Source organism: Desulfosarcina widdelii (assembly GCF_009688965.1).
Taxonomy (GTDB): Bacteria; Desulfobacterota; Desulfobacteria; order Desulfobacterales; family Desulfosarcinaceae; genus Desulfosarcina; species Desulfosarcina widdelii.
Genome location: NZ_AP021875.1, coordinates 5,373,499 through 5,397,405, shown reverse-complemented (window position 1 = coordinate 5,397,405; position 23,907 = coordinate 5,373,499). Strand labels below are relative to the sequence as shown.

Sequence of the window (23,907 nt, the reverse complement as noted above, 5' to 3'; positions counted from 1 at the left end):
TTGGCCATTTACGGTTTCCGGCACGCTTTACCAGGAACCGTCAAGTCCCCTGATGCCGTTCATGTAAAGCCGGCCGCAAGCCACGAAAAGCGAATAATCGGTCACCATCAGCGGGATCTCGAAGGATTTGGCCATCTCCACAAATTCCGTGGGAGGGTTTTTGCCCCTGACGATGACAATGGCGCCCACACCGACGATTTTGGCCGTCCGAATCACATGGTCCGTGGTAACACCCGTCAGCAAGGCACATCCTTTGGCCGCAGCCGCCAACACATCGTCCATGAGGTCGGCAGCGCCGCCTGCTACGATGACTGCGTCCATCTGATCATCGCCGCATAGCATCCTGCCTTTGAGGATATCCTGGATTTCTTGTATTTTCATGGTCATTTCGTTTGTCAAAAAGGTTGTCGAATAGATCTGTGACCGCGTGGCAACATTTCATAATTATATGAAAATGTCAACGCTCTGATAGACTTTGGCTCGCTGTTGTCAACGCTTGACGCCGCCGCCGCGGCTGTTTTATAAACCAGACGTTCGAACGGACTCGCGAACCGCTTAAGCCGCTTTGGACGGCCCCGATCAACCCGTCGCCAAACAACCTTCGGAGGCAGCCTTGGCCCCAACCCGAAAAACCGTTCTCGAAGCGGCCGCATTTCTCCAGGAGAAGATGGCCCGACACCCGGAAATCGCCGTCGTCACCGGAACCGGCATGGCTGATGCCGTCGGCCCCCTGGACAACACGATGACATTACCGTACGAAACCATCCCCCATTTTCCCATCTCCACCGTGGCGAGTCATTCGGGGCGGCTGCAGACCGGCATCCTCGACGGCCGGCCGGTCATGGTCATGCAGGGGCGCTTCCACCTGTACGAGGGATACACGCCCGGACAGGTCACCTTTCCCATCCGGGTCATGCAGACCCTGGGGGTGCGCAGCCTGATCCTTTCCAATGCCGCCGGCGGCATGAACGCCGCCTTTCACGAAGGAGACCTGATGGTCATCCGCGACCACATCAACCTCACCGGCGAAAATCCCCTCATCGGGCCCAACGAAAAAGACTGGGGCCCTCGGTTTCCCGATATGACGGCGGCGTACGACAAGGACCTGATGCGCCTTTGCCGGCAAAGTGCCGAGAGCTTGGGCATCACCTTGCAAAGCGGCGTCTATGCCGGCCTGAAAGGGCCGTCGCTGGAAACGCCGGCGGAAATCCGCTATCTGAAAACCATCGGCGCCGATGCCGTCGGTTTTTCCACGGTGATGGAAACCATCGCCGCCGTACATGCCGGCCTGCGGGTGCTGGCCCTGTCCACCATCACCAACATCAATGATCCGGACCGGCCGGCACCGGCCAAGCTGGAGGCGATCATCGATGTGGCCGAAAAAAACGCCCCCGCCCTTCGCCGTCTGATCCGTTCGGTAGTCGCCCGGATCCCGACCGGAGCGGCCCCATGACCCCCACAGCGGACCTGCTGATCACCAACGGCCTGGTCATCACCATGGACGCACAAAACCGCATCTTCGAAAATGGCGCCGTAACCATTATTGGCGATGCCATTGCGGCAATCGGTCCGGCCGACAAGCTGGGGGCGACACCGGCCAGAGAAACCATCGACGCGTGCGGGGGCATCGTCATGCCTGGCCTGGTCAACACCCACACCCACGCGGCCATGACCCTGTTCCGCGGATTGGCCGACGATCTGCCCCTGGCCGAGTGGCTCAACGACCACATCTTCCCGGCCGAAGCCCTGCTGGACGCGGACAAGGTCCATGCCGGTACCCTGTTGGGCTGCGCGGAAATGATTCTGTCCGGCATCACCTGCTTTTGCGACATGTACCTGTTCGAAGGGGCCGCGGCCCGCGCCGCCGCCGCAGCCGGCATGCGCGCCGTGGTGGGGGAGGTGCTCTACGATTTCCCGTCGCCCAATTACGGCCCGATCGAAAAGGGGTTCGACTGCACCCGCCTCCTGATCGACACATGGAAAGACGATCCCCTGGTCAGCGTCGCCGTGGAACCGCACTCCCCGTACCTGTGTGCGCCGGACCTGTTGACCGAGGCCGCCAACATCGCACGGGATAATCGAGTTCCTCTGGTTATTCATCTTTCCGAGACCCGAAAAGAAGTCGAAGACGTCCGGCAAAAATACGGCGCCACACCGGTGGGGCACCTGGCCGAGCTGGGAGTGCTGGCCCCGAACCTGCTGGCCTGCCATTGCGTGGTGCTCAGCGACGAAGACATGGACCTTCTGGCCGAACACGACGTCAAGGTCTCCCACAATCCGGAAAGCAACATGAAGCTGGCTTCGGGCATCGCTCCGGTGGCGGAGCTGATCCGCCGTGGGATATGCACCGGGCTGGGCACGGACGGCTGTTCCAGCAACAACAACCTCGACCTGTTCGCCGAGATGGACATGGCGGCCAAGCTGCACAAGGCCAGCAGCCTGGATCCCACGGTGATGGATGCCGCCACCGTGCTGCACATGGCCACCATCGACGGGGCGCGCGCCCTGGGACTGGACCGGATTACGGGCAGCCTGGAAAGCGGGAAGAAAGCCGACATCATCGTCATCGATACGAACAGACCCCACCTGACGCCCATGTATCGGCCCGAATCCCATCTGGTCTACGCCGTGGGGGGCAGCGATGTCACCGCCACCATCGTCAACGGCCGGGTGCTGATGAAAGACCGCCGGCTGCTGCACCTGGACCTGGAAAAAACCATGGCCGACGCCCGCCAGATCGCCAACGAGATCCGGAACGGTTAGCATGGAATTCGATACGGTCATCCACAACGGCACCCTGGTGACCATGGATGCGCGCATGCGGATCATTCCGTCCGGATGGATCGGCATCCGCAACGGATGCATCGGGGCCATCGAATCCGTTGCGCCGCCTGCCGGTGTGCCGCAATCCGTGGATGCTGCCGGCGGTATCGTCATGCCCGGCCTGGTCAACACTCACACCCATCTGCCCATGACGCTGTTTCGGGGGCTGGCCGACGACCTGCCCCTGGCCGAGTGGCTCAACGACCACATCTTCCCGGCCGAAGCCCGCTTCATCCGCCCGGATACCGTCCGCTGGGGCACCCTGCTGGCCTGCGCCGAAATGCTGCTCTCGGGCACCACCTGCTGCTGCGGAGGCTATTTTCTCGAAAACGAGGTGGCTCGGGCCGTTTCCGAAACCGGCATGCGGGCCGTGCTGGCCCAGGGCGTGATCGATTTTCCGGCCCCCGGTGTGCCGGACCCCAAAAAAAATATCGACCACGCCGAGGCATACGCAAAGCACTGGCTGTCCGAAAGCCCCCGAATCATCCCGTCCATCTTCTGTCATGCGCCATACACCTGCAGCGACGCCACCCTGAAAGCGGCCAAGGCCGCTGCCGATGAAATGGGCCTGCTCTTCCAAGTGCACGTGGCCGAGACCCGCCAGGAGCGGGAGCGCTCAATTAAGGAAAAGGGACTCAGCCCGGTGGCCCACCTGGACAGCCTGGGCCTGCTCGACCGTCGCACCCTCATGGCCCACTGCGTCTGGGTGGACGACCGGGACATCGCCATTGCGGGCGACCGGGGATGCGCCGTGGTCCACTGCCCGGAAAGCAACATGAAGCTGGCCTCCGGAATCGCACCGGTGCCCGCCATGCGTGCGGCGAGAATCCCGGTGGGCCTGGGCACCGACGGCTGCGCCAGCAACAACGATCTGGATCTGTTCGGCGAAATGGCCACCGCCGCCAAGCTTCACAAGGCGGCCAGCGGCGACCCCACGGTGTTGGGCGCCCTGGACGTGCTGAAAATGGGAACCATCGACGGCGCCCGGGCCATCGGTCTGTACGACAGCATCGGCTCTCTGGAAATCGGCAAACAGGCCGACGTCGTTGTCCTGGACACCCGAACACCGCACCTGACGCCCATGTATCATCCCGAATCCCATATCGTGTACGCGGCCGGCGGCAGAGATGTTCGCCATGTCTTCGTATCCGGCCAACCGCTGGTTCAGGACCGCCGGCTGTTGACCATGGACATTCGCAAAATCATGGATCGGGTCAACAACATTGCACAGGAGATTCGAAAACCATGGATCTGAAAACCATCATCGCCACCGCCCGCGGCGATGCGCCGGCCGACCTGCTGCTGACCGGCGCCAGAATCATCAACGTCTTTTCCGGGCGCATCGTCCAAGGCAGCGTCGCAATAAAAGATGGCACGATCGTCGGGTTCGGCGATCACGAGGCTGCCGAAATCGTCGACCTGGAAGGGCGCTATCTGGCCCCCGGATTCATCGACGCCCACGTGCACATCGAAAGTTCCATGGCCTGCATCAGCGAATTCGCCCGGGCAGTGGCACCCTGCGGCACCACCACGGTGGTGGCCGATCCCCACGAGATCGCCAATGTGCTGGGCGCGGCGGGCATCGAATACATGCTACGGTCCGCCGAGGGCCAGCCCATGGACTGCCTGTTCGCCCTGCCCTCCTGCGTGCCGGCGACCGATATGGAAACCGCCGGCGCCCGGCTCGAGGCCGGCGATCTGGGACTCTTTTTCGATCACCCGCGCATCGTGGCCCTGGCCGAGATGATGAACTACCCCGGCGTCATTTTCGGCGATGCGGACGTATTGGCCAAGCTGGACCTGGCCCGCAGCCGCCGCCGGGCCATGGACGGCCACGCCCCGGGCGTCGGCGGATCGCAGTTGCATGCCTACACGGCCGCCGGCATCGCTTCGGACCACGAATGCACCCGCGCCGAAGAGGCCCTGGAAAAACTGGAGCTGGGCATGCACATCATGGTGCGCGAAGGCACCTGCGCCCGCAATCTGGAGGCCCTGTTTCCCGTCATCGGCGAGCATACCTGGCGCCGCATGATGTGGTGCACCGATGACCGCCATCCCCAGGATCTGCTGGCCCACGGCCACGTGGACGACATCGTTCGCAAGGCCGTGGCCAAAGGCCTGGACCCGGTGAGGGCCATCTGCATGGGCACCCTCAACCCGGCCGACTATTTCGGCATCGCCGATGCCGGGGCCATCGCTCCGGGCCGCAAGGCCAATCTGGTGGTTTTTTCCAACCTTGCCGACATCCGCGCCGAAATAGTGTTTCACCGGGGCCGATGCGTGGCCGAAAAGGGCGAAATGCACCCGACGGTGCAGCGGCCCGAAGCGGTGAACGTGCCGCCGTCCATGAACCTGGATGCAAGTCTTCTGGATTTTTCCATACCGGCAGAAGGAGGGCGCATGCGCGTGATCCGGGCCATCGCCGATCAGGTGGTCACCCGCTGCGAGATCAAAGAAGTAAAGACGGAAAACGGTCTGGCCGTGGCGGATGTGGCCAACGATGTGATCAAGATGGCCGTGGTGGACCGATATACGGGCGAGGCCCGCACCGGCAAAGCGTTCGTCGCCGGGCTGGGGCTCAAAAAGGGTGCCATCGCCTCAAGCGTGGCCCACGATTCCCACAACATCATCGTTGCCGGAACCGACGATACGGACATGCGGGCGGCCGTGGCCGCCGTGGTGGAGATGAAAGGCGGTTTCGCCGTGACCTGCGACAGCAAAACCCTGGCCACCCTGCCCCTGCCCGTAGCCGGCCTCATGTCCGACCAGCCGGTGGCCACCGTTCGGCAACGGATGGATGCCGCCATCGCCGCCGCCGGAGAACTGGGCTGTCGCCTCTCCGACCCCTTCATGACCCTGGGCTTTCTGGCCCTGCCGGTGATCCCCGACCTGAAGCTTACCGATCAGGGGTTGGTGGACGTCACCCGGTTTGAAATCGTACCGCTGTTTGTCTGACCCTTACACGTTTTTCCAGTCATTTCCCGACCGTTGGATGTGCGCCTCGAAGGCTTTTCGCAACTGGTCGGGAAAGGGACGGGCCGCGGGTCGGCCCGTTTCGTCGCGCCGGGTCCAGGCCGCCCGGTGCATGCCGTAGGCGATCTTGACCCGGCTGTTGTCCGGCTCCAGGCGAAAATAATCCACATGGAAGGTCACCGAGCAGGCGCGCAGTTCCCTGATCGCCAGGGTGAGTAAAATGCGGTCGAAGGGCATGGCCTCGCGCAGGTGGTCCACCCGGCTTTCCAGGGCCAGCAGTTCGCCCTTCTCGCCGATGCCCTGAAAATACTCGGGAATCTGTTCGTAAAAAAAGCGGTCCCGGATCTGCCCCTGCCATTCGTAATAATTGGCATAATAGATATTGCCTACCAGGTTGGCCTGGGCCAGGGTGGTTTCGAAGATCTGTTCACGGACGATGGGCCTGACCACCGGCCCGCCCGGCGCCAGGTAAATCACGGGATCGTCGCCATCGTCGAACAAATGCCCCAGGGTCTCGGGCAGAGGCTCGGGGACGTCCGGTGCGTCGAAGCGCGGGCACATGTCTTCGATGAACTGGCCGTAATAGGCCGGATAGGGGGCCACTTTGGCCACGCCGGGGCCCAGGATCTCCACCCAGGTGGTCTGCAGCCGGCAGAAGGCCAACCGCTCGAAGCCGACGCCGGGAAGCATTTTGCGAAAGTCGTAGGACAGGGTCATGGTGGAGTTCTCCGGACCGCTGTTGTCCGAGACCCACATGAGAACTTCGATCCGGTCGCTGGTGCCGCCCTCTCCCAGTATCTTCAGGTGCCCATAATTGGTCACGCCTCCCCAGCGCCCGCTGGCAAACTGGTCGGACATTTCGGCCAGCACCGGCCAGGCCGAGGCCTCGCGGGTATGGCCCATCCATTTGATGTAGTTGGAGAAGTAGATGGTGCGGCTCAGATTGGCGCTGGGCTGAAAGGTGACCGGCAGCCGCTGGACGAACACGAGCTGCCCCTGGGGGCCGCCTTCGATCATTTCAAAAGACCGGGTGTCGTACAACGGTTCGTATCCGGGATAGTCGGCCGTCAGCAGATGCTCGGGCACCCGCGCCACGGCCTTGTCTGTGACGGAGACGGCCAGAATCCGCGGTCCACCCCAGGTCAGCCGAAGGGCTATGGTGAGAATTTGAATCGGATTCCCGTCGCTGTCGCTGCCGGCCAGAAGCAGGGCATCGTCGGCTTTTTTGGCCAACCGCAGACCGGCGCCCACATCGCCGCCGGCCTTGACCAGGGTTTCCATGGCGGCCCAGACGCGTGTTCCGGCGCTGTCCGGAGATTCGCCTTTTTCCATGAGAAGATCGAAAAGGGCCATGCGCCCCGCACCCAGCAGTCCGCGCCAGCCTTCCCGGGAGCGGGGGGTAATGGTAGCCAGGTCGCATCCCACCGGACCGGGGCCCAGGGCACACAGGCAGACCCGGTCTTCGTGGGTCAGCGAAACGTCCAGTTCACGGGAATCCAGCCCCGCAACAACGGGTTTGCCGTTTTCCAGCCAGTTCACTGCGGAGGCTTCCGCCTCGATATCGTAGGCCTTCCGGGCGTGGGCCAGGGCCCTTCTCAGCAAAGGCTGCTGGGACTCGCGCCGCCGGGTTTTCGGCATGTCGTGCAGGCCCAGAATGCAGGCCGCATCCACAACCGGGGCGTCCACCATCAATTGCCGGCAGGCCGTTTCCATAATGTCGCGGATCAACTGGCGGTCGCGCTGCTCGGGAGCGACCAAGTCCGTTACGGTGGGATAGTCCTCGTGGTGCTTGAGAATTCTCAACCGATAGCCGTCCAGCACGGCCCGCACGGCGCCGTCTTCGCCCACGGCGGCTACCCGGTAGATCAGATCGCTCTCCTCCCGGCCCATCAGGTCCACGCGGACCCTGGCCGGCGTCGTGGCTTCGAAAAATTCTTCGTACAGATCCAGGCGGTCGATGGATACCGGCAGGCTGGTGTCCTGCGGGACCAGCAGCGCGGCGCTCTGCAGCAAGGTGTCGGTGAAAAACGCATCGCCCAGGCACAGGCTCAAGGCCTTTTCTTCTCCAAAGGCTGCCGTCGAGCGCGCTTCAGGCGGGGTTGGCTGCGAGGAGAACAGGGCCGTTCCTGTCTTCTCATCGTTTTGCCGGATCTCCCGGATGGCTTGGATGCCCTGGAAGCGCGGTCCCTGGAAAAGAAGCGTGGGGCGGTACAGATCGGTCTCGGGAACCAGGGGCAAAAGGGTGTCGGGAAATGCGACAATTTCCGCATCCGCGGCCGATTCCGGATCGAAAACCAGGGTGGCCGAGAAAGAATCCGATTGGACGCCGGTTCCCTCCTTGACGATGCCGGCCCGGACCCGGGTCACGCCGTCGGCATTGGATTCGTCCACGACGGCGCGGATGACGATATCGGCCCCGGTCTGCGGATCCACGGTGATGGGCCGCAGCATCCGGACGTCCCGGATCTGCAATCGGGAAAACGCCTTTTTGCCGATCAGAAACATCGCCGCCTGGGTCATTGCCTCCAGCCCGAAAACCGTGGGAAGCAGGTAGGAACCCTGGAAATTATGATCGTGCAGGTAGGGGTCGCTGTCCAGGGTCAGATGCGCCGCGAACACCGCTTCCACCTCGGGCGTCAGATGGACTTGCTTTTCGAGAAATCGCAGATTTTCCGGCAACTCGACGGGATCCCGATGCCAGGTGTCCAGCCCTCCCAGGCGGGCGGTCACGACCACCTGGCGGCTGCCTGGGTCATGGGTGAAAAGGCGCAGGAAACGGTCGATGCCCTCGTCGGTGGGAATGGCGTCGATGCCTTTTTCCCGCAGCAGGTCCACGCTGCCCATGCGGGCTCCCATGCCTTCGTCCCTCCAGATGCTGAAAGCCACATTTACCGTTTGGGTCTCGGGGTGATCGGCCGTAAAACCGCGCAGGACAATGTCCATCGCCTCGTTGGAAAAGCCGTACCAGCCGTTGCCGGGCATGCCGGTAAGGCCGATGATCGACCCCATGCCCACGATCAATTTGGGAGGCCTGTCTGCAAGCGCGTCCAGCAGGTGCAGCAATCCCAGAACCTTGGGGGCAGTTTCGTCGTAGGCCTGTTGAGGATTAACCTGGCCGGTGAGCCGCGGCCGGTTGAGCCCGGCGCCGTGGATGATGCCCGTGACCGGGCCCAGGCGCGCTTCTACTGCCGCCAAAAGCCGGTTCACGGCCTTGCGGTCTACCATGTCGCAGGAAAAATAGTCGGCGGTCAACCGGTTTGCGGCAAACCGTTCCAATTGGGTGCGGATTTCTTGAGAGGCGGATGTCGCGTCGGATTCATCCGGATGCGCCGTGCGCCCCACCAGGGCCATGCGCGCCCCGGTCTTCCGCGCCACGGCCAGGGCGCAGGCCGCCGTAATGCCTTTGGCGCCTCCGGTGACTAGGATGACGTCCTCCGGCGACCATTGAGGGCTGCGTGGGTTGAACGCCAACGGATCGATCAGACGCGGCAAAAAGGTCCGACGGGTGCGGTCCAGATCGTAGCCCACCGCCGCAAAACTGTCCGAAGTAGTCAACTCGGCGACCGTTTCCCAGGTGATGACCTCTACCGACAGCGCCGGGTTGAAGTCCACCACCCGAACGCGCAGGTCGCTGCGCTCCAGGTGCAGGCTGGCGGCCAGGGCCACGGCAGCGCATCGTTCCGGATGGGCGAACCGCGGATCGCGTCCGAAAACGCCCCCGCCGAACTGGATGTAGGCCACCGTGGTCCGGCGCCGGGGCGCCTCGGCGGCCGGCGGCGGGGCGACGATGCTGGCGCGCATCTTGATCATCCGTTTAAGAAAAGCGCCGCGGTCCCCTTCTCCCCGCGCCTCTTTGGGCAGCAGGGCCAGGAGGTGGGAAAAAGCGGGATCTTTGACCTGCGCGTCGGTCGTCTCGGCATCAAAAGCCGCCCGGTGGATTGTCGCGCCCCGCTGGAAGAGGTGCTGACCGAGCAATTCGGCCAGTTCGCCGGTATCTTCAGCGTGCAGGATCAGGACATGGGCCTTCTGCCAGTCATCTTCCGACCGCCGCCGCCAGGCATCGGGAAATCTGGGGTAAGGGGTTTTGACCAGGTCCATGCTGAAGTTGCGCACCCAGGTGGGCGGGCCGGGGGAGGGCACCCGGACGTCTCCGGTGCCTTGCTGTTCGTTTCGCAGCCGGTCTAAAATTGCGGCGATCTGATTCAGGCTTCGGGAACGCAAAGGGTCGATATCCAATTGGGCCTGGATTCCCAACGCCCGGGCCGTGCGCCGGACCAGCATTTCGAGCTTGTCCGCATCGACGTGAAGTTCCCTTTCCACCGGCAGGTCCGGGTCGAGGGCAGCATCGGGAAAGCCGGTGATCCGTCCGGCCTGATCGATCAGCTTCTCCAGGGTCTCCGGCGGAGCGGGTGTTGCTTCAATAGCGGATTCGTTCAAACGCGCGGCGGCATCGATCAATTCGCCCAGGGCGGCGTTGGCCAGCAGGGCCGGATCGGGAAAGGCGATGCCGCAGGTTTTGGCAAACCGGGCGATCAGGTCGCCGGCCTTGATGGAGTCCAGATTCAGATCGTTCAGCAGACGGGATTCCCGGGACAGGCTTTCAGGGGAAAAGCCCGTCGCCTCCGTGACCAGATCATACAGCGCCTCCTGCACGCGCTTTTCTCCCAACGCCCCGGTCTCCGGCTGCTGCCGGTCATCGGCGGCGACCGGGCGGGCATCCGGATCCCAGAAGGAAAGGTCGGCCTGCACAACACGGTTCAGAAATTCGCCGCGGGACGCGAGATACCGGCTGACCAGCGCCTCCGGCACACCGGCGAAGGCTTCGGCCAGAACAGCCGGCAGTTTGCCGGAGGCCGGACTGTCAACGTCCCCGTCCGGGCCATCGCTTCGGGGCAGGGATTCGCAGGGGTTGGCCACAAACGACTTTTCCGCTGCCGGGACGAATGGCCGGATCAGGCGGTTTTCGAACAGCCCTTCCCAGGAAACGGGAACACCGTTGGCAAAGAGGACCGCCAGGACGCGATTCAGATCCGTTGCGTTTCCGGGCGAGCTTTCCACCGGGAGACATGCCACGGACGATTGCCCGATGATGTCGTTTACCAGTCCGGTCAGCACCCGCCCGGGGCCCACTTCGATCATCAGATTACAGCGGCCGGCCATGTTGCGCACCATGGCCATGAAGTTGACCCGGGATCGAATCTGTCGGGAGAAATGGTCCCGCAGCGGCCCTTCCGGCTTTAAAATCTCACCGTCGACGCTGGAGAAAATCGGGCAGGCCGCCTCCGGACTGGCCGTGTCCAGCAGGGCCATCTCTCCCACCCGCCGGGCGGCATCCTCGCACAGGCGGCTGTGAAAGGCGCTGGCAACCGGCAGCATGCGGGCGTCGACACCGTTTTTCCGGGCAATTTTCAGCATATCTTCAATGGCCGCTGTCTCGCCGGAAAGGACGGTCTGCCGGGGGCTGTTGAGATTGGCCACCGCAATGTAGCCGTCTATCTTCGCCATCATCTCCCGGGCCGCAGCTTCATCGCAGCGCAGGCCCATCATGGCACCCGGCACGGTATTGGACAGGGACATGATACGGCCGCGACGGGCGGCGAAATCCAGCAGGGTCGAACCGTCGAACAGCCCGCCGGCAAAGCAGGCGCTCAACTCTCCCAGGCTGTGCCCGCCGACAGCAGCCGGCCGGATGCCGAGACGCCGCAGATATTCCAGCCACAGCAGGGATGCGAGGCAGAGGGCCGGTTGGGCGTTTTCGGTTCGGGAAAGGGCGCGGAACCAGCGATCCCTCTCTTCGGGGTCGGGCGCCCGGTCGGTATCCCGGTAAATCAGCCGGCTCACCGGAATGCCGGTCCTTTCGCGGGTAATCCGATCCGCGCGGTCCACCAGCTCTTGGGCCCAGGAAAACCGCTGCACCAGGGTGCGGGCCATGTTGAACTGCTGAGATCCCTGGCCGGGTAACAAAAAGCCGATGCGAAACGCCCCGCAGTGCGCTCCCAAGCGGATGTCGGGTTGATCCAATCCACCAAGATCGGCCGGCGACGACTCATCGGTCTCCAGCAATGCCGTTTCCAGACGATTCAGGCGCTGGACCAAATCATCCGGATGACCAGCCACGATTGCCGCTCTCAGGCTGGCATTCGACGGCACCCACTGGGTCAGCTCGGCGGAAAGGTCGGCCATTTCAGCCATGCTGATGCCGTTTGCGATGCGCACGACTTCGGCAAGGGTTTCCAGCAGGGCTGCTTTGTTGTCGGCCCCCATTACGAAAAGTTCGGTTTCCTGGGCGTGGGCCATCAGCGCTCCCTCGTCCAGGGCGGGCTCCAGCAGCCTGTCCGGCGCGTCCCCGGAAACCAGTGTGATGTGGCAGTTGATGCCGCCGAAACCCATGGAGGAGACGCCGGCAGTCAATTGCCTGTCCCTGGGTTCCTGCCGGCCCAGACGCACGGGATACAGCCTGCGGGCGGCGGAATCAAAGGCCTGGTGGGGATTTCTGCAGGCCGCGGTGGGAGGGATGACCCGGCGATTGACGGCCATGACGGCCTTGATCAGTCCGCCGATGCCGGAAGCGGCCTTGGTGTGGCCGATAATGGATTTTAGAGAGGTGATGCCGCAGGGACGCAGCTGTCCCCGGGACACCGGCTGCCGGCCCATGGACCTGGCGATGGCCTCCAGCTCCGTGCGGTCGCCGACCGTGGTGCCGGTTCCGTGGCCCTCGATGAAATCCAGATCCTGGATGCCATGGGGAGCGTTCCGGTAGGCCCGCTCCAGGGCCAGGGCCTGGCCGGCGGCGTTGGGCGCGGTGATACCGGAACCACCCCCGTCGGACGAGATGCCCCAGCCGTGAATCACCGCATACACGCGGTCGCCGTCCCGGCGGGCGGCATCCAGTGGCTTGAGCACCATGAAACCACAGCCCTCGCCGGGAATGAAACCCTTACCGCCGCGGTCGTAGACCGTCATGTCATCGTCGGTCAGGGCGCCGGTTTTGGCAAAGCCGATCAACTCGAAGGGATCCAGGCTGATGTCCACCCCGCCCACGATGGCCAGATCCAGGTCCCCGTCCGCGAGACGTGATGCGGCATGGGCCGCAGCCAGCAGAGATGAGGAGCAGGCCCCGTCGATGGTGAAGCCGCCCCCCATCAGGTCGAGGTGGTTGCAGATCCGTCCAGCAATGGTATTGGAAAGCCCGCCGGCGAGCGTGTCCTCGTCCACCGGCGGAAAAACAGAGGTATAGCGCTCTTTCAGGATTCGGGTGAGCGGTTCGAGCTGGCTGTCCTCCATGCCTTGTGCCTTGGCGGCGGCATGCAGGGTCCGGCGTACAAAGGGCCAGCGCAGCCGCATGGTGTTGGCCCGGGTCTGCTCGCCGGTGAGGGTGTTGCCGACAATGACGCCGGTCCGTCGGCCGGGGAGACGATCTTTGGTGTATCCGGCATCGGCGACGGCCTGCAGGCCGGTTTCCAGGGCCAGCCAATGGACGATATCCGTTGTTTGAACGGTCGAAAGCGGAATGCGTCTTTCCGCCCAGTCGAAATCAAAACCGTCGATGACCGCGGCCTGGCGCCCGTAGGTTTTATCGGGCGCTTTTTTATCGGAATCGTAGTAGTCCGCAAGGGGCAGGCGGCAGTCCGGAAACCTTCGGAACTGCCGCCGGCAGGCCAGGATGTTTTCCCACAATTGTATGGGATTTTCGGCGTCCGGATAGTGGCAGGCCAGTCCGATGACGGCGATGGGTGCTGATGATGCAGGACGATCCATGTTTGCCTTCCTTTCCCATCAAAACGATCTTTCAGCGGATCGAAAATGCGTGGAACGTTGATTGACAAACGAATGGAATAGAACATCATCAATGAAATTTCCATGCCACTTTCTCAGAACCGGTAGATATCGTTATACAAATGGAGGATATCGGCCTGTGCCCGGCTTTCCGAACTCGCAAAAAAAAGCGGGATGTGCCATAAAAAGCACTATCAGCGCTCCGCCATCGGTACACATTTGTCGACGCCGGTGGTTCTTTTTTACCATTTACAGCCCAAAGGAACGCATCATGGAACTGCGCACCTGTGTTTCTCCGGCGGGGCGGTTCGTTTACGGTATCCACCGCCCCCACTTCACGACCGACAATTTCCGACCGGCGGCCGCGGTGGCCGATCTGGGTCTTTTCCCCGACGGCACCCGCCACCGCAATACCTTCAACTTCCCCGAAGGGCCGGTACGGGAACCGGCTGCGGACGCAATTTTCGAAGTTCCCAACGCCTTTTCTTTCCGGGGGACAACCTATATCGGCAAGCCCTGGGCCGACAGCCGGGCCGCAGATCCCGAGTCGATTCGGCTGCCCCCGGCGCCTGAAATCTCCTTTTCCGACGCCTATCCCGACGACGCCTCGGCAGCCAGCGCCATCCGGAGCCTTCCCCGCCCCCTTCAACTGGCCCTGGCGACAACCTCGACCGATAGCCGGGACCTGTGCTGCCTGGCCCATGTGTCCTGCGACCTGTGCCTGGAAAAAATCAGCGGCCGGCCCTGGGGATTGCCCTTCGTCAAACGGGCCGACGGAAAAATCAAGGCCGACCTCGCCGACGAAGCCCTCTTTGAAGCCGTCGCCAACAACCCGTATCTTCCCGACAATTTCAAACAGGTCATGGTGCTGCGCCCCGGAGCCCAGGGAGCCAGCGAAATCGTGGGGGAGTGGTCCGACGCCCAAAGCCACGTATTCGAGTACCTGCGGCGCAACTCCTACATTCCCTGGGGCCACTACGCCGCCAACATGGCCGACGATGCCGTACGGTACCGTCTGCAGGATCTGACCCTTCAGGACATGGCCGCCATGCGCCACCTTTATTATCAGCGCAGCTATGCCCGCCTGGCCGGCCATTTGGGCGAACCGCTCGAATCGGTTGGGCATTCCCTGGACGAGCAGGCTCTGGAGGCGCTCCGGCAAAAAATTCTCTCTCGGATAGAAAAATCGGATACAATGGATTTCGACCGAACACTGTGGGGCTGGAATTTCGGCTTCGACTACGCCCCCAGCGGATATCGCCTGCACGCCTCCCACCAGCAGATTCACCAGCAGTATGCCCTGATTCCCGGCCGGGTCTCTTTGGCCGATGGGCAGGGCAGCCTGCCGGCCTATGCCTGCGGTGATCTGGTGAGGGACTGGGTTGAGGTGTTTCGGCGCGAGACGGGCAAAGGGTTCTTCGAGTGCTACGAAAAGGCGATCATGGGAAACCGACGAATGGATGGAAACCAAAAGGCCGAGCGCAGCCTGGTGGTATTCGAGGACGAACGGGTCTTGGTTTTCGTTCCCAAAGCCCAGACATCCCAGTGGGAACTGAATCTGATGCCCAAACTGCCGGTGGGCAATATCGTCGAGGCGGACGCTTTAATGCGCCGATCCCTGGACCGGGCCATCTTTGCCGCCGTCCGCGTACTGGGAGCCTTGGGAGCCCGAATGATCACCAGCATCGAATATTCCAAATCCATCGCCGGCGGCAGCGACGATCAGCGCTTGCTGGTCGCTTTTTTGCCCAGGCTGCCCCAATCTCCCGGCGCCTTCAGCGAAGCCCAATTGCGGTGGATCAACGGCCATTATCCGGAGGACTTTGCCCTGGCCTGTCGTCGCCGTCTGCCACAAATGTCTGAATCAGGGCAAAAAGGTCGCTGATGCCGTAAGGCTTGAGCAAAAATGCATCGGCACCGGCACTCTCCGCCCGGGATGCATCCGTTGGATTGCCCGATGCCAGGATACAGACGGTTTCAGGGGCCACCGCCTTGATCCGGGCGGTCAATTCAATCCCATCCATTTCGGGCACATGGATGTCCGCAAATACAATGTGAACGGGAGAACCGGATTGAATGTACTGCCAGGCCGCAAACCCGCTGTCAAAGGTGTGAATCTTGCGGTTGATGCTGAACTCGAAAGCATCCACTACGAAATCCCTCACCAGCGGGTCGTCTTCGACCACGACAATCTGAACGTTCGGTATGATCGTACACCTCGATGGGTTTGAAATTCGCTCTTTATCGGACAACGGGAATACTGGCGAAGCCGGGCAAATTCCCGGACCGCCCCCATAGCTCCATTAACGGAAACGATTAGTATCCCGATCCGGATCGCCGGTCAAGCCGATCCGGCGGTCCTGCGATCACGATCCGACCGCCTTGACATCCCTTGTCGCCCGACTTAGTTTGGGCTCGTTTGCAACCGCCCAACCCATTTTCATGCGTACCGCCAAGGGCCAAAGGAGGCTGCTTTGCCACCTGTTCTCTCCATCGTGGGCAAGTCGGATTCCGGCAAAACCACGCTGATCGAAAAACTGATCCCCGAATTGAAACGCCGGGGATACCGCGTCGGCGTTGTCAAACACGCCCATCACGGCTTCGATATCGATCACAAAGGCAAGGACAGTTACCGCCACCGGCAAGCCGGAGCCGATGCCGTCATGATCGCCTCACCCGGTCAGATCGCCATGATCAAGGATTCTCCCGGCGAGTCCCTGGACAACCTGGCACCCTATTTTGAAGACGTGGACCTTCTGATAACGGAAGGGTTTAAAAAGGACCGTGCGCCGAAAATTGAAATTTTCAGGTCCCAGTGCCATCGTCGCCCCGCCTGCCTTAAGGACGATACATTGATCGCCATGGTTTCCGACACCCCCTTTGACGTGGAACTGCCCCGGTTCGGGCTGGACGACATCGAGGCCATCGCCGAATTTATCGTTTCCGTATTTCTCTCCATCGACAAATCCAGCGGCAAAGCGGCACATTTCAGGAACTAAGCATGTCTCAGTGGGCCCACAGCGTGTTGGAAATGAAGCATCCGCCACCGCCCCCACCGGATGACGATTGCGCGTCGGTCAGCGAGCAAGCCTCGCTGTCGTTGGCGATGCCGTATCCGGAAGGGTCGATGATGATGCCGTTTTCCACACCGTCAACATCTCCGAACCCGCCATCCTGAATTTCCAGATCGACAAAGAGGCCGTCATCGGCAAACGTTGCGTGGACCGAGTAATCCTGCCAACCGTTGATGGTGTCGTATTTGATCCATCGGGCACTCTGGGGTGCCGGATCGGAAAAATAGATCCGGATCCGGGCGATGCCCCCTGTATGCTCCAACTCCAGTCGGAAGCTGACCAATCCCAGGGGCAGGTCATAGGGCATCCGATCGACGGAACCGATGGTATCCAGGTCGGTGGCCTCCATGGCTGTAATCCGGGACACCCCGCTTCCGGAAGGTGCGCTGACGGCAACCTGACCGGCGCTGTCCACGACATAAACGCACCGAAGGTCCTCCTGTTCGGCATCGGCCACCCCGTTGTCATCCAAATCGATGGTCGTCTCCACTTCCTGTTCGTCGGGGATGCCGTTGCCGTCGCCATCCAACGCACTCGTACCGGTGGTAAACCGGCTGGGCGTAGACCAATCTGAAACGGAGCCCTTGGCACTGGTGTGTCGGACCGTCCACGAATAGGTGGTATTATCTTCGAGCATCAGCACGGGCACGTCCAGTTCGGTAAGATCGCTGGTGCTGGTCAAATCCATAATACACACCCCGTCCGACTCTCGGGTGAGGATCCACCGGGTCTGCAAGTGGGTGTCGTTGGAATCCGCCGAACTGAAGGCGGCGGTTTGAAGAACGGGGGTCAGGAAAAGGTCCTCGGCATCGTCTTGTGAGGACGTCGCCTCCGGCTGCTCGGGCTCGGCGACCAGACTGGGAAGTCTCACTTCGTTGGAATCGGCGCTTTCCAAATTGCCGTCATAGGCACGCACGACAAAGGCGTAGTCAGTGAAATCGTCCAAGCCGATCAGGGTGCAGGTGGTTGCCGTACCTTCCCATATCGGATGGTCATAATTGTAGGCCTCGCCAGACTGCCGGGAAAAGACCCGATATCCTTCCGGTTTCGAATCATTGGCATCCCAGGCCAGGGTCACCTGCCGGGATGCGTGGGAAAAAGCGGGGAACAGAATCACTAGGCCCGCCAGGAAAATGGCGGCGGCCCATGGTGAAACCGGTGTCGTCTGACAGCTTGGAATCCGAGGTCGTTTCATTCGGGGTAGGCTACTCCGTGATCTGTCGGAACCTCAATTCGGGTCAGGAATCGCGATCGGGAAAACACCCCCTGCTTCGATTAACGCAGGGTAACATTCAAGCCGGGAATAAAAATTCATCCATCGGGAGTCGGACGGAATGGATGTCTAAGTACACCTGTTCATAAAGATGTCTAAGTACACCTGTTCATAAATACGATGACGTACCGAGATTGTTGCTGCGCTATGGATCGCAAGGCGCGAGAAGCGTGAATAGCCAACACCTATTTGTGCGCCGAGCAACACCGCGAGCCGGGATGCAGCGGCAATCGAATGCCATCGGTTTTATGAATAAGTGGACTTCGCTATGGGCAGTCAACCCATCTTTCATAAAGGATCTGCGTCGCAACAGTCTCGCGGCCGTATACCTGCGGCTCGGCGGCCCTGCGATCTTTACCGGATCTTCGTTCGGGAATGAAACCCGCGTAAGAGAACCGGCGTCGCTCGGAAAGAAATCGCCGGTCTTTGGGGGCGGTGCTTGCGTGGTGACGCCATTTTTCCATTTTCATGGCCAACCTCATAATATGAAAGCAGCAACGGAAGCGGCACCAAACGTATTGGTACGCGTTTATCTTAAACCTACATAAAAAGCAATGCCCATGCCACGATTTTAAAGTCCCGCCTGCGAACCCAATGATCCAAAATTTGATGCCAATAAAGCCTTCCGGTTACGAAATTTGCACACTTGGTTACGAAATTTGCGCGTCTTGCCGGCATGGTTTGATTTGCGTCGTCCAGTTGTGCTAACGGAAACCCACACTGCTGTCCGCCCTGAATATGGACGAACACGGGTGAACATACGTACATTTCGGAAAGGCCCAACCAACCATGCGATTTCATCTCGGCATAACCGGAAAATTGCTGATCTGGTTTCTGGTCATTATCGCCATTTTTTATGGCACCATACTGGTGATGTACATCAATGTGCAGCAGGTGGTGGGGCTTTCCGGGTCCATCGTGGCGAAAAACTATGCCATTGCCTCGGCCACGAAAAAAATGACCGAAGCCCTGCTCAGCATGGAAGAAAACAGGCAGAAATATCAGTTGCTCAAAAAAGACGATTATCTGGTATTTTTCAACGAGGCCCAAAAAAGCTTCGAGGAAAACCTTTCCATGGTGGTCCAATTGACCACCGGGGGCCACGACATCGCCGAGGGCTGGCGGGACATCAGTGAGGCGTATGCGACCTACCCCAATGCGACCAAGGTCTCCGCTTATCTTGCAGGCGATGCCAGGGAGCCAGACGTCATCGACAAGTTCTTGATCCCCGAAGTGAAAGTCAACGAATGGATCGGCATCATTTCCGCCGAACGGCTCAAAAACGAAGAGGAAATCGAGCAGGCCACCCGGGAATTGAACCGCAGGGGTCGCCTTTCCGCCAAAAACGGCCTGATCGGCCTGGCTGTCTCCAGCCTGGTGGGGTTGCTGGGGATCTTTTACCTTGCCTACTCCATGATCCGCCCTTTGCGTGAACTTATGGACGGAATCCGGGAGCTCTCTTCGGACAGACTGAGTCAACCGATGGAGGTTCGCGGACAGGACGAATTCAGCGAACTGGCCCACGCCTTCAACGAAATGGCCCATCGCCTGCGTAAAGAAGAGCGCATGCGCTCGGATTTCATCTCCATGCTCAGCCACGAAATCCGTACGCCGCTGACGTCCATTCGCGAGTCGGTCAATATGATCCAGGAAAAGGTCATGGGCCCCATCAACAAAAGACAACAAAAATTTCTTGAGATCGCCGGTTCGGAAATCAGCCGCATCAGCGACCTGCTGAGCCACCTGATGCAGGCCTCCAGGCTGGAACCCGGTCTGCTCAACATGAAACTGGAACCCATCGATCCCCATAGCCTGATCACCGAATGCACCAACAGCATCAAACTGGCCGCCGAGTCAAAAAAAATCGAATTGTTTGTTCAGGTCCCCCCCCAATTGCCTCCCATTGTCGGTGACCACAAGCAACTCCAGCAGGCGCTGCTGAACTACCTGTCCAACGCCGTCAAATTCTCCGGTGCCGACACACGGGTCACTGTCGGCGTTCGCCAGCACCGGTCGAGAAACAGGCTCTCTTTTTTCGTCAAGGACAACGGACCGGGCATTCTGGAAGAGGATCAAGCCTTTCTGTTCAACAAATACTACCGGGGACAGCGGGAGCGCGAACGGCTGGAAGGAGTGGGGCTGGGATTGAGCATCGTCAAAAACATCGTCGAATCGCACCATGGGACGGTGTGGGTCAACAGCCAGGTAGGCAAAGGGAGCACTTTTGGATTTACCTTGCCCAGTGCTCCCGGCCACTGACAATTATTGGCGGACGACAAGGTCGAACGTTGAATTTTCTTGAATTGTCGAGCGATGCCGATTAGAACGGTTTCCAAAAAATCAGGATCGAGGCCGAACCCTGGCCTGCGATTTTCAAGATGAATTGAGATCCAAGGACAACTATCGCATGATCGCTTTTTTGAACCCAACCTGCCGCCGGATGATCGGTTTAATGACCCTGATGGCCCTGTTTACCGGCTGCGCGTCCATTTTTCAGAATTTAGACGACAAAATGAGTCGTCAACGCTTCAAGAAGGATTACGAAGCCCTGGACGCAGCCCTGGAAATATACGACCAGGGCGATTTCGAAAAGGCGCTGGCCCGATTCCGAACCATAAAATCGGACCGTAAAAACGAAAAAATCGAGCGCCGGGCGTGGCTGGGAGAAATCTGCTGTTGCCTTCTGCTGGCCGACACGCCAGCCGAATTTTCCGTTGCCATCGGCATGTGGCATGCGTTTGCCGATTCGACGGCGGATGCCGATGCGACCTGGAGCCAGGCCCTGCTCGATCCGTTGGTCGTTCGCCTGGCGTCCCAAGCATCATCCGGCGAGGTGGAGGTCGATTCGTCAGCGGAGCCGCCGGAGGCGGCCACCGGCACAAAAACGCCAACTATGCAAGAAAAGGCGGACCAACCGCAAAATGAAGAGGATCGCCTTGAGGCCGAAATGGCCGAACTGAGAAAAAAAGCCAAACGGGCAGACAAATTGCAGCTAAAAATCGCCAAAATTCTGGCCGAGAACCGTTCTCTGAAAGAAAAAATCAAGGCACTGGAAGCCATCGACCAGAGTATTCAAAAGAAAAAATCGGAGATATCAACCTCCGGCGAATGATACCATGATATTATGAATAATTCCTCTTCCTCACAATCGGTTCTCGTCGTCGATGACGATCGTAATGTTCTGGAGGTGCTGGATGCCCGTCTCTCCTCCTGCGGTCTAACGGTTTACAAGGCGGACGGCGGACGCAAGGCCCTTCAAATCCTCAAAACCCGCCGAATCGATCTTGTCGTATCTGATGTAAAGATGCCCGAAATGGACGGCATGGAGCTGTTGTCGGAAATTATTCGGACGCAGCCGGGCCTTCCGGTGATCTTTCTGACCGCTTATGCCAACGTCCCCGACGCGGTTAAAGCCGTCAAGTCCGGGGCTGTCGATTACGTCGAGAAGCCCTTTGACGGCAAGGCCCTGACCGAAAAAATCCGTCAAATGCTGCAGGAATTCCAGGGAGCAACAGCGGCGGGACAGACAGAACCGGCAACTGAGGAGACAATCAAGGACGCGGTCAAAAGCCCGGCCATGAAAAATCTGCAAGGCCTGGTTCGTAAAGTCGCCCAAAGCAGCGTTAACGTCCTTATCCTCGGGGAAAGCGGCGTGGGCAAAGAGCGCGTTGCCAAGCAGATTCACCAGTTGGGTCCCCGCCGGCATAAACCGTTTGTCGTGGTCGACTGCGGAGCCACCCCGGCCGGGCTGCTGGAAAGCGAACTGTTTGGTCACGTCAAAGGGTCCTTTACCCATGCCGTGAGCGACAAGAAAGGACTCATCGAAACGGCCGATACGGGCACCCTCTTTCTAGACGAAATCGGCAATATCTCCCACGAAATGCAGATCCGGCTGCTCCGTTTCATCGAGGATCGAACCATTAGAAGGATCGGCGGGCTAAAAGGGACGCCCGTGGACTGCCGGATCATTGCGGCCACCAATGCCGATCTGGGGGAGGCCATCAAAAACGGTCAGTTTCGTGAAGACCTGTTTTTCCGCCTGCGGGTGGTTACGTTGACGATTCCCCCGCTACGGGAAAGAAAAGCGGACATCCCCCTTTTGGTCGAGCACTTTACCCGTCAATTCTGCCAGCAGCACAACCAGGAATCGGTAACCGTCACGGAAGAAACCATGGACTGGCTCTGCGCCCACACCTGGCCCGGTAATGTCCGCGAACTCAAAAACGCCATCGAGGGCGGCATCGTCCTGTGCAAGGACAATGTTCTTCGTCCCGACGATTTTCACATGGCCGGCATCGAAAAAGACGAGTGCGGTCCCCAACCTGACGAAAGCTGCCTTTCATTGGAGGCCAGCGAAAAAAACACCATCCTCAGGGCACTAGAGCAAACCGGCGGCGTTCAAAAAGAAGCGGCGGAGGTATTGGGCATCAGCCGCCGGGCCATCCATTACAAGATCAAGAAATACGGCATCGACGCCGGCAGCATCAAGGCCAGGCACTGATCCCCCTTCCTTCCGGACGCAACTCCTGCCGGCCCACCGGTGCGTTGCCGCACCCTTCTGCCGACGACTGCGTCAGGCAGCCCTTTTTCTCGGTCGGCAAGAAAGCATCTCTTCGGACAACCGTGTAACCAATCGTCGGTCGTTCGTCTCGATATGGGTAAATCCGAACCGGATCCGGCCGAAAAGCATCCGGGTCGCCTTTCAAAAAAGCGTTGGACATCATGCCGTTAAACACATATGAAAGGAATCGAAATGAAGGAAATACTAACCCTGCTGGCAGTGGTGGGGGTATGGATCCTGCTCCAGGCCTATATCCTGCCGAAACTGGGCATCTCCACATGAATGCGGAATGCCTGTCAGGTGACAAGCAAGCAGAACGATGTCAAAAACGTTGGAGAAGACCAAAAGGAACGATAAGGACATCCAACTGATCCAGGCGATCAACGCGGGTCGTCAGGATCTTTTTTATCAACTGGTCGAGCGTTACGAAAAAAGCCTCTACAATTTCGGGATGCGGATGTGCGACAACCGCAGTGACACCGAAGATATGGTTCAAGATACCTTCTTGAACGTATTCAAATACCTGAAAGGCTTTCGATACGAAACCAAATTCAAGAATTGGCTTTACCGGGTCGCCACCAGCGCCTGTCTGAAAAAAAAGCGCCGGTCCAAATTCGCCCCGGACAGGGAACTGTCCATAGACGAATTTTTACCGAGCGACGAGTCGGAAATAGCCACGGAACTGCCCCGCTGGGCATCCCAACCCCTGGACCGGTTGCTCAATGAAGAACTCGGCGGGGTCATCCAGCAGGCGCTGTTGGATCTGCCCGAAAAATATCGACTGGTCGTGGTCCTGCGTGATGTCGAGGGTTTCAACACCCAGGAGACGGCTGAAATCCTGGGTTTGACGCCGGCCAACATCAAAGTGCGCCTTCACCGCGCCAGACTTTTTCTAAGAGATGCATTGAAAGCTTATTATGAAACGGAGTGATTCCCACCAACCCCATGGCAATTGTCTGGCCCTTTTCGAAAAGCTTTCCGAGTATATCGACAGGGAACTGGATGCTCCGACCTGCAAGGATATCGAGGCCCACATCCAGGACTGCAAACCCTGCCAGGTGTGCATGGGGACCCTGAAACAGACCATAGAACTCTGCAAACACCTCGATCACCGAAACGTGCCGGAAACATTTCACCGAAAACTGAAAGACGCCATTTCCAACCTTACCGAGAAACATTCTGGGTAGGAAGATTCCCGGCCCCGGCAACCGTCGTTCTCAAGGCCCGTGTTATTTATGTAAAGTTTTTCACACGCCTGCTTCTTCTTATGAATCCTAAACCACAGTTTTACCGGCAAAGGGCTTTATCTTTCAGGGGTGCAATTCGACCACAGGCACCCCTCATATAATTTTAACCAAAAGATATTATTAATATTTTATAATTGCGACCGCTATCCTCCAGTCCACCTTTGCCGTTGGCACCGGCCT

Annotated in this window: 16 protein-coding genes; 12 read left to right on the top strand and 4 right to left on the bottom strand. The window is 59.8% G+C overall.

Translation table 11 applies throughout. From position 1 onward, the window contains the following. Window positions 1-27: 27 nt before the first annotated feature. Window positions 28-381 carry a DRTGG domain-containing protein gene (locus GN111_RS24790; RefSeq protein WP_155306328.1) on the bottom strand — a complete coding sequence of 118 codons (354 nt, stop codon included), beginning with the start codon at window positions 379-381 and terminating at the stop codon, window positions 28-30. 232 nt (window positions 382-613) lie between these two features. On the opposite strand from GN111_RS24790, the gene GN111_RS24785 reads away from it, so the two are divergent. From GN111_RS24785 to ade, 4 genes are read left to right on the top strand one after another with little or no spacing between them, the layout of a single operon-like run. Next, window positions 614-1,453 carry a purine-nucleoside phosphorylase gene (locus GN111_RS24785; protein ID WP_155306327.1) on the top strand — a complete coding sequence of 280 codons (840 nt, stop codon included), beginning with the start codon at window positions 614-616 and terminating at the stop codon, window positions 1,451-1,453. Then, window positions 1,450-2,763, top strand: a complete 1,314-nt coding sequence (locus GN111_RS24780; protein WP_155306326.1) for an amidohydrolase — start codon at window positions 1,450-1,452, stop codon at window positions 2,761-2,763. Before GN111_RS24785 ends, GN111_RS24780 begins: the two co-directional genes overlap by 4 nt. 1 nt (window position 2,764) lies before the next feature. Continuing rightward, entirely contained in the window at window positions 2,765-4,078 is a 1,314-nt protein-coding gene (locus GN111_RS24775) for an amidohydrolase (protein ID WP_155306325.1), read from the top strand. Continuing rightward, the gene (gene ade, locus GN111_RS24770; RefSeq protein ID WP_155306324.1) at window positions 4,069-5,778 is read left to right on the top strand and encodes an adenine deaminase; all 1,710 of its coding nucleotides are present in this window, start codon (window positions 4,069-4,071) and stop codon (window positions 5,776-5,778) included. Before GN111_RS24775 ends, ade begins: the two co-directional genes overlap by 10 nt. A 3-nt stretch (window positions 5,779-5,781) precedes the next feature. Here the strand turns inward: ade and GN111_RS24765 are convergent, their stop codons facing one another. Next, on the bottom strand, window positions 5,782-13,554 hold the full coding sequence (locus tag GN111_RS24765; RefSeq protein WP_155306323.1) for a type I polyketide synthase: 7,773 nt from the start codon (window positions 13,552-13,554) through the stop codon (window positions 5,782-5,784). 289 nt (window positions 13,555-13,843) lie between these two features. Here GN111_RS24765 and GN111_RS24760 point away from each other — a divergent pair, with 289 nt between their 5' ends. Beyond that, on the top strand, window positions 13,844-15,457 hold the full coding sequence (locus tag GN111_RS24760) for a hypothetical protein (protein ID WP_155306322.1): 1,614 nt from the start codon (window positions 13,844-13,846) through the stop codon (window positions 15,455-15,457). Here the strand turns inward: GN111_RS24760 and GN111_RS24755 are convergent. Continuing rightward, window positions 15,372-15,758 carry a response regulator gene (locus tag GN111_RS24755; RefSeq protein WP_170302450.1) on the bottom strand — a complete coding sequence of 129 codons (387 nt, stop codon included), beginning with the start codon at window positions 15,756-15,758 and terminating at the stop codon, window positions 15,372-15,374. The two genes, GN111_RS24760 and GN111_RS24755, sit on opposite strands and share 86 nt — an antisense overlap. A 288-nt stretch (window positions 15,759-16,046) precedes the next feature. On the opposite strand from GN111_RS24755, the gene mobB reads away from it, so the two are divergent. Beyond that, a complete protein-coding gene (mobB, locus tag GN111_RS24750) occupies window positions 16,047-16,571 on the top strand; it encodes a molybdopterin-guanine dinucleotide biosynthesis protein B (RefSeq protein WP_155306320.1) in 525 nt (174 codons plus the stop codon). A gap of 7 nt (window positions 16,572-16,578) precedes the next feature. Here the strand turns inward: mobB and GN111_RS24745 are convergent, their stop codons facing one another. Beyond that, the gene (locus GN111_RS24745; RefSeq protein ID WP_155306319.1) at window positions 16,579-17,841 is read right to left on the bottom strand and encodes a fibronectin type III domain-containing protein; all 1,263 of its coding nucleotides are present in this window, start codon (window positions 17,839-17,841) and stop codon (window positions 16,579-16,581) included. A gap of 296 nt (window positions 17,842-18,137) precedes the next feature. Between GN111_RS24745 and GN111_RS24740 the strand changes: the two genes are divergently transcribed. The 6 genes from GN111_RS24740 (at window position 18,138) to GN111_RS24715 (ending at window position 23,667) form a co-directional block, all read left to right on the top strand. After that, window positions 18,138-18,467: a hypothetical protein gene (locus GN111_RS24740; RefSeq protein WP_155306318.1), complete on the top strand. Its 330-nt coding sequence runs from the start codon at window positions 18,138-18,140 to the stop codon at window positions 18,465-18,467. Window positions 18,468-18,708: 241 nt separating this feature from the next. Continuing rightward, window positions 18,709-20,178 carry a sensor histidine kinase gene (locus tag GN111_RS24735; RefSeq protein WP_155306317.1) on the top strand — a complete coding sequence of 490 codons (1,470 nt, stop codon included), beginning with the start codon at window positions 18,709-18,711 and terminating at the stop codon, window positions 20,176-20,178. Between the two features lie 148 nt (window positions 20,179-20,326). Beyond that, window positions 20,327-21,031, top strand: coding sequence for a hypothetical protein (locus GN111_RS24730; protein WP_155306316.1), 705 nt, complete (start codon window positions 20,327-20,329; stop codon window positions 21,029-21,031). A 12-nt stretch (window positions 21,032-21,043) separates the two neighbouring features. Continuing rightward, complete coding sequence (locus GN111_RS24725; RefSeq protein WP_155306315.1) at window positions 21,044-22,420, top strand: sigma-54-dependent transcriptional regulator; 1,377 nt, start codon at window positions 21,044-21,046, stop codon at window positions 22,418-22,420. Between the two features lie 379 nt (window positions 22,421-22,799). Next, the gene (locus GN111_RS24720) at window positions 22,800-23,411 is read left to right on the top strand and encodes an RNA polymerase sigma factor (RefSeq protein ID WP_155306314.1); all 612 of its coding nucleotides are present in this window, start codon (window positions 22,800-22,802) and stop codon (window positions 23,409-23,411) included. Then, window positions 23,398-23,667, top strand: coding sequence for an anti-sigma factor family protein (locus GN111_RS24715; protein WP_155306313.1), 270 nt, complete (start codon window positions 23,398-23,400; stop codon window positions 23,665-23,667). The genes GN111_RS24720 and GN111_RS24715 overlap by 14 nt, the downstream gene beginning before the upstream one ends. Window positions 23,668-23,907: the final 240 nt, after the last annotated feature.

What these genes read in the sequence shown, in the direction of transcription:
- GN111_RS24740 (WP_155306318.1), top strand. Translation starts at nt 18,138, where the DNA reads ATGCAGCGGCAATCGAATGCCATCGGTTTTATGAATAAGTGGACTTCG.
- GN111_RS24715 (WP_155306313.1), top strand. Translation starts at nt 23,398, where the DNA reads ATGAAACGGAGTGATTCCCACCAACCCCATGGCAATTGTCTGGCCCTT.
- GN111_RS24780 (WP_155306326.1), top strand. Translation starts at nt 1,450, where the DNA reads ATGACCCCCACAGCGGACCTGCTGATCACCAACGGCCTGGTCATCACC.
- GN111_RS24775 (WP_155306325.1), top strand. Translation starts at nt 2,765, where the DNA reads ATGGAATTCGATACGGTCATCCACAACGGCACCCTGGTGACCATGGAT.
- GN111_RS24725 (WP_155306315.1), top strand. Translation starts at nt 21,044, where the DNA reads ATGAATAATTCCTCTTCCTCACAATCGGTTCTCGTCGTCGATGACGAT.
- ade (WP_155306324.1), top strand. Translation starts at nt 4,069, where the DNA reads ATGGATCTGAAAACCATCATCGCCACCGCCCGCGGCGATGCGCCGGCC.
- GN111_RS24730 (WP_155306316.1), top strand. Translation starts at nt 20,327, where the DNA reads ATGATCGCTTTTTTGAACCCAACCTGCCGCCGGATGATCGGTTTAATG.
- GN111_RS24790 (WP_155306328.1), bottom strand. Translation starts at nt 381, where the DNA reads ATGAAAATACAAGAAATCCAGGATATCCTCAAAGGCAGGATGCTATGC.
- GN111_RS24735 (WP_155306317.1), top strand. Translation starts at nt 18,709, where the DNA reads ATGCGATTTCATCTCGGCATAACCGGAAAATTGCTGATCTGGTTTCTG.
- GN111_RS24760 (WP_155306322.1), top strand. Translation starts at nt 13,844, where the DNA reads ATGGAACTGCGCACCTGTGTTTCTCCGGCGGGGCGGTTCGTTTACGGT.
- GN111_RS24720 (WP_155306314.1), top strand. Translation starts at nt 22,800, where the DNA reads ATGTCAAAAACGTTGGAGAAGACCAAAAGGAACGATAAGGACATCCAA.
- GN111_RS24765 (WP_155306323.1), bottom strand. Translation starts at nt 13,554, where the DNA reads ATGGATCGTCCTGCATCATCAGCACCCATCGCCGTCATCGGACTGGCC.
- GN111_RS24745 (WP_155306319.1), bottom strand. Translation starts at nt 17,841, where the DNA reads ATGAAACGACCTCGGATTCCAAGCTGTCAGACGACACCGGTTTCACCA.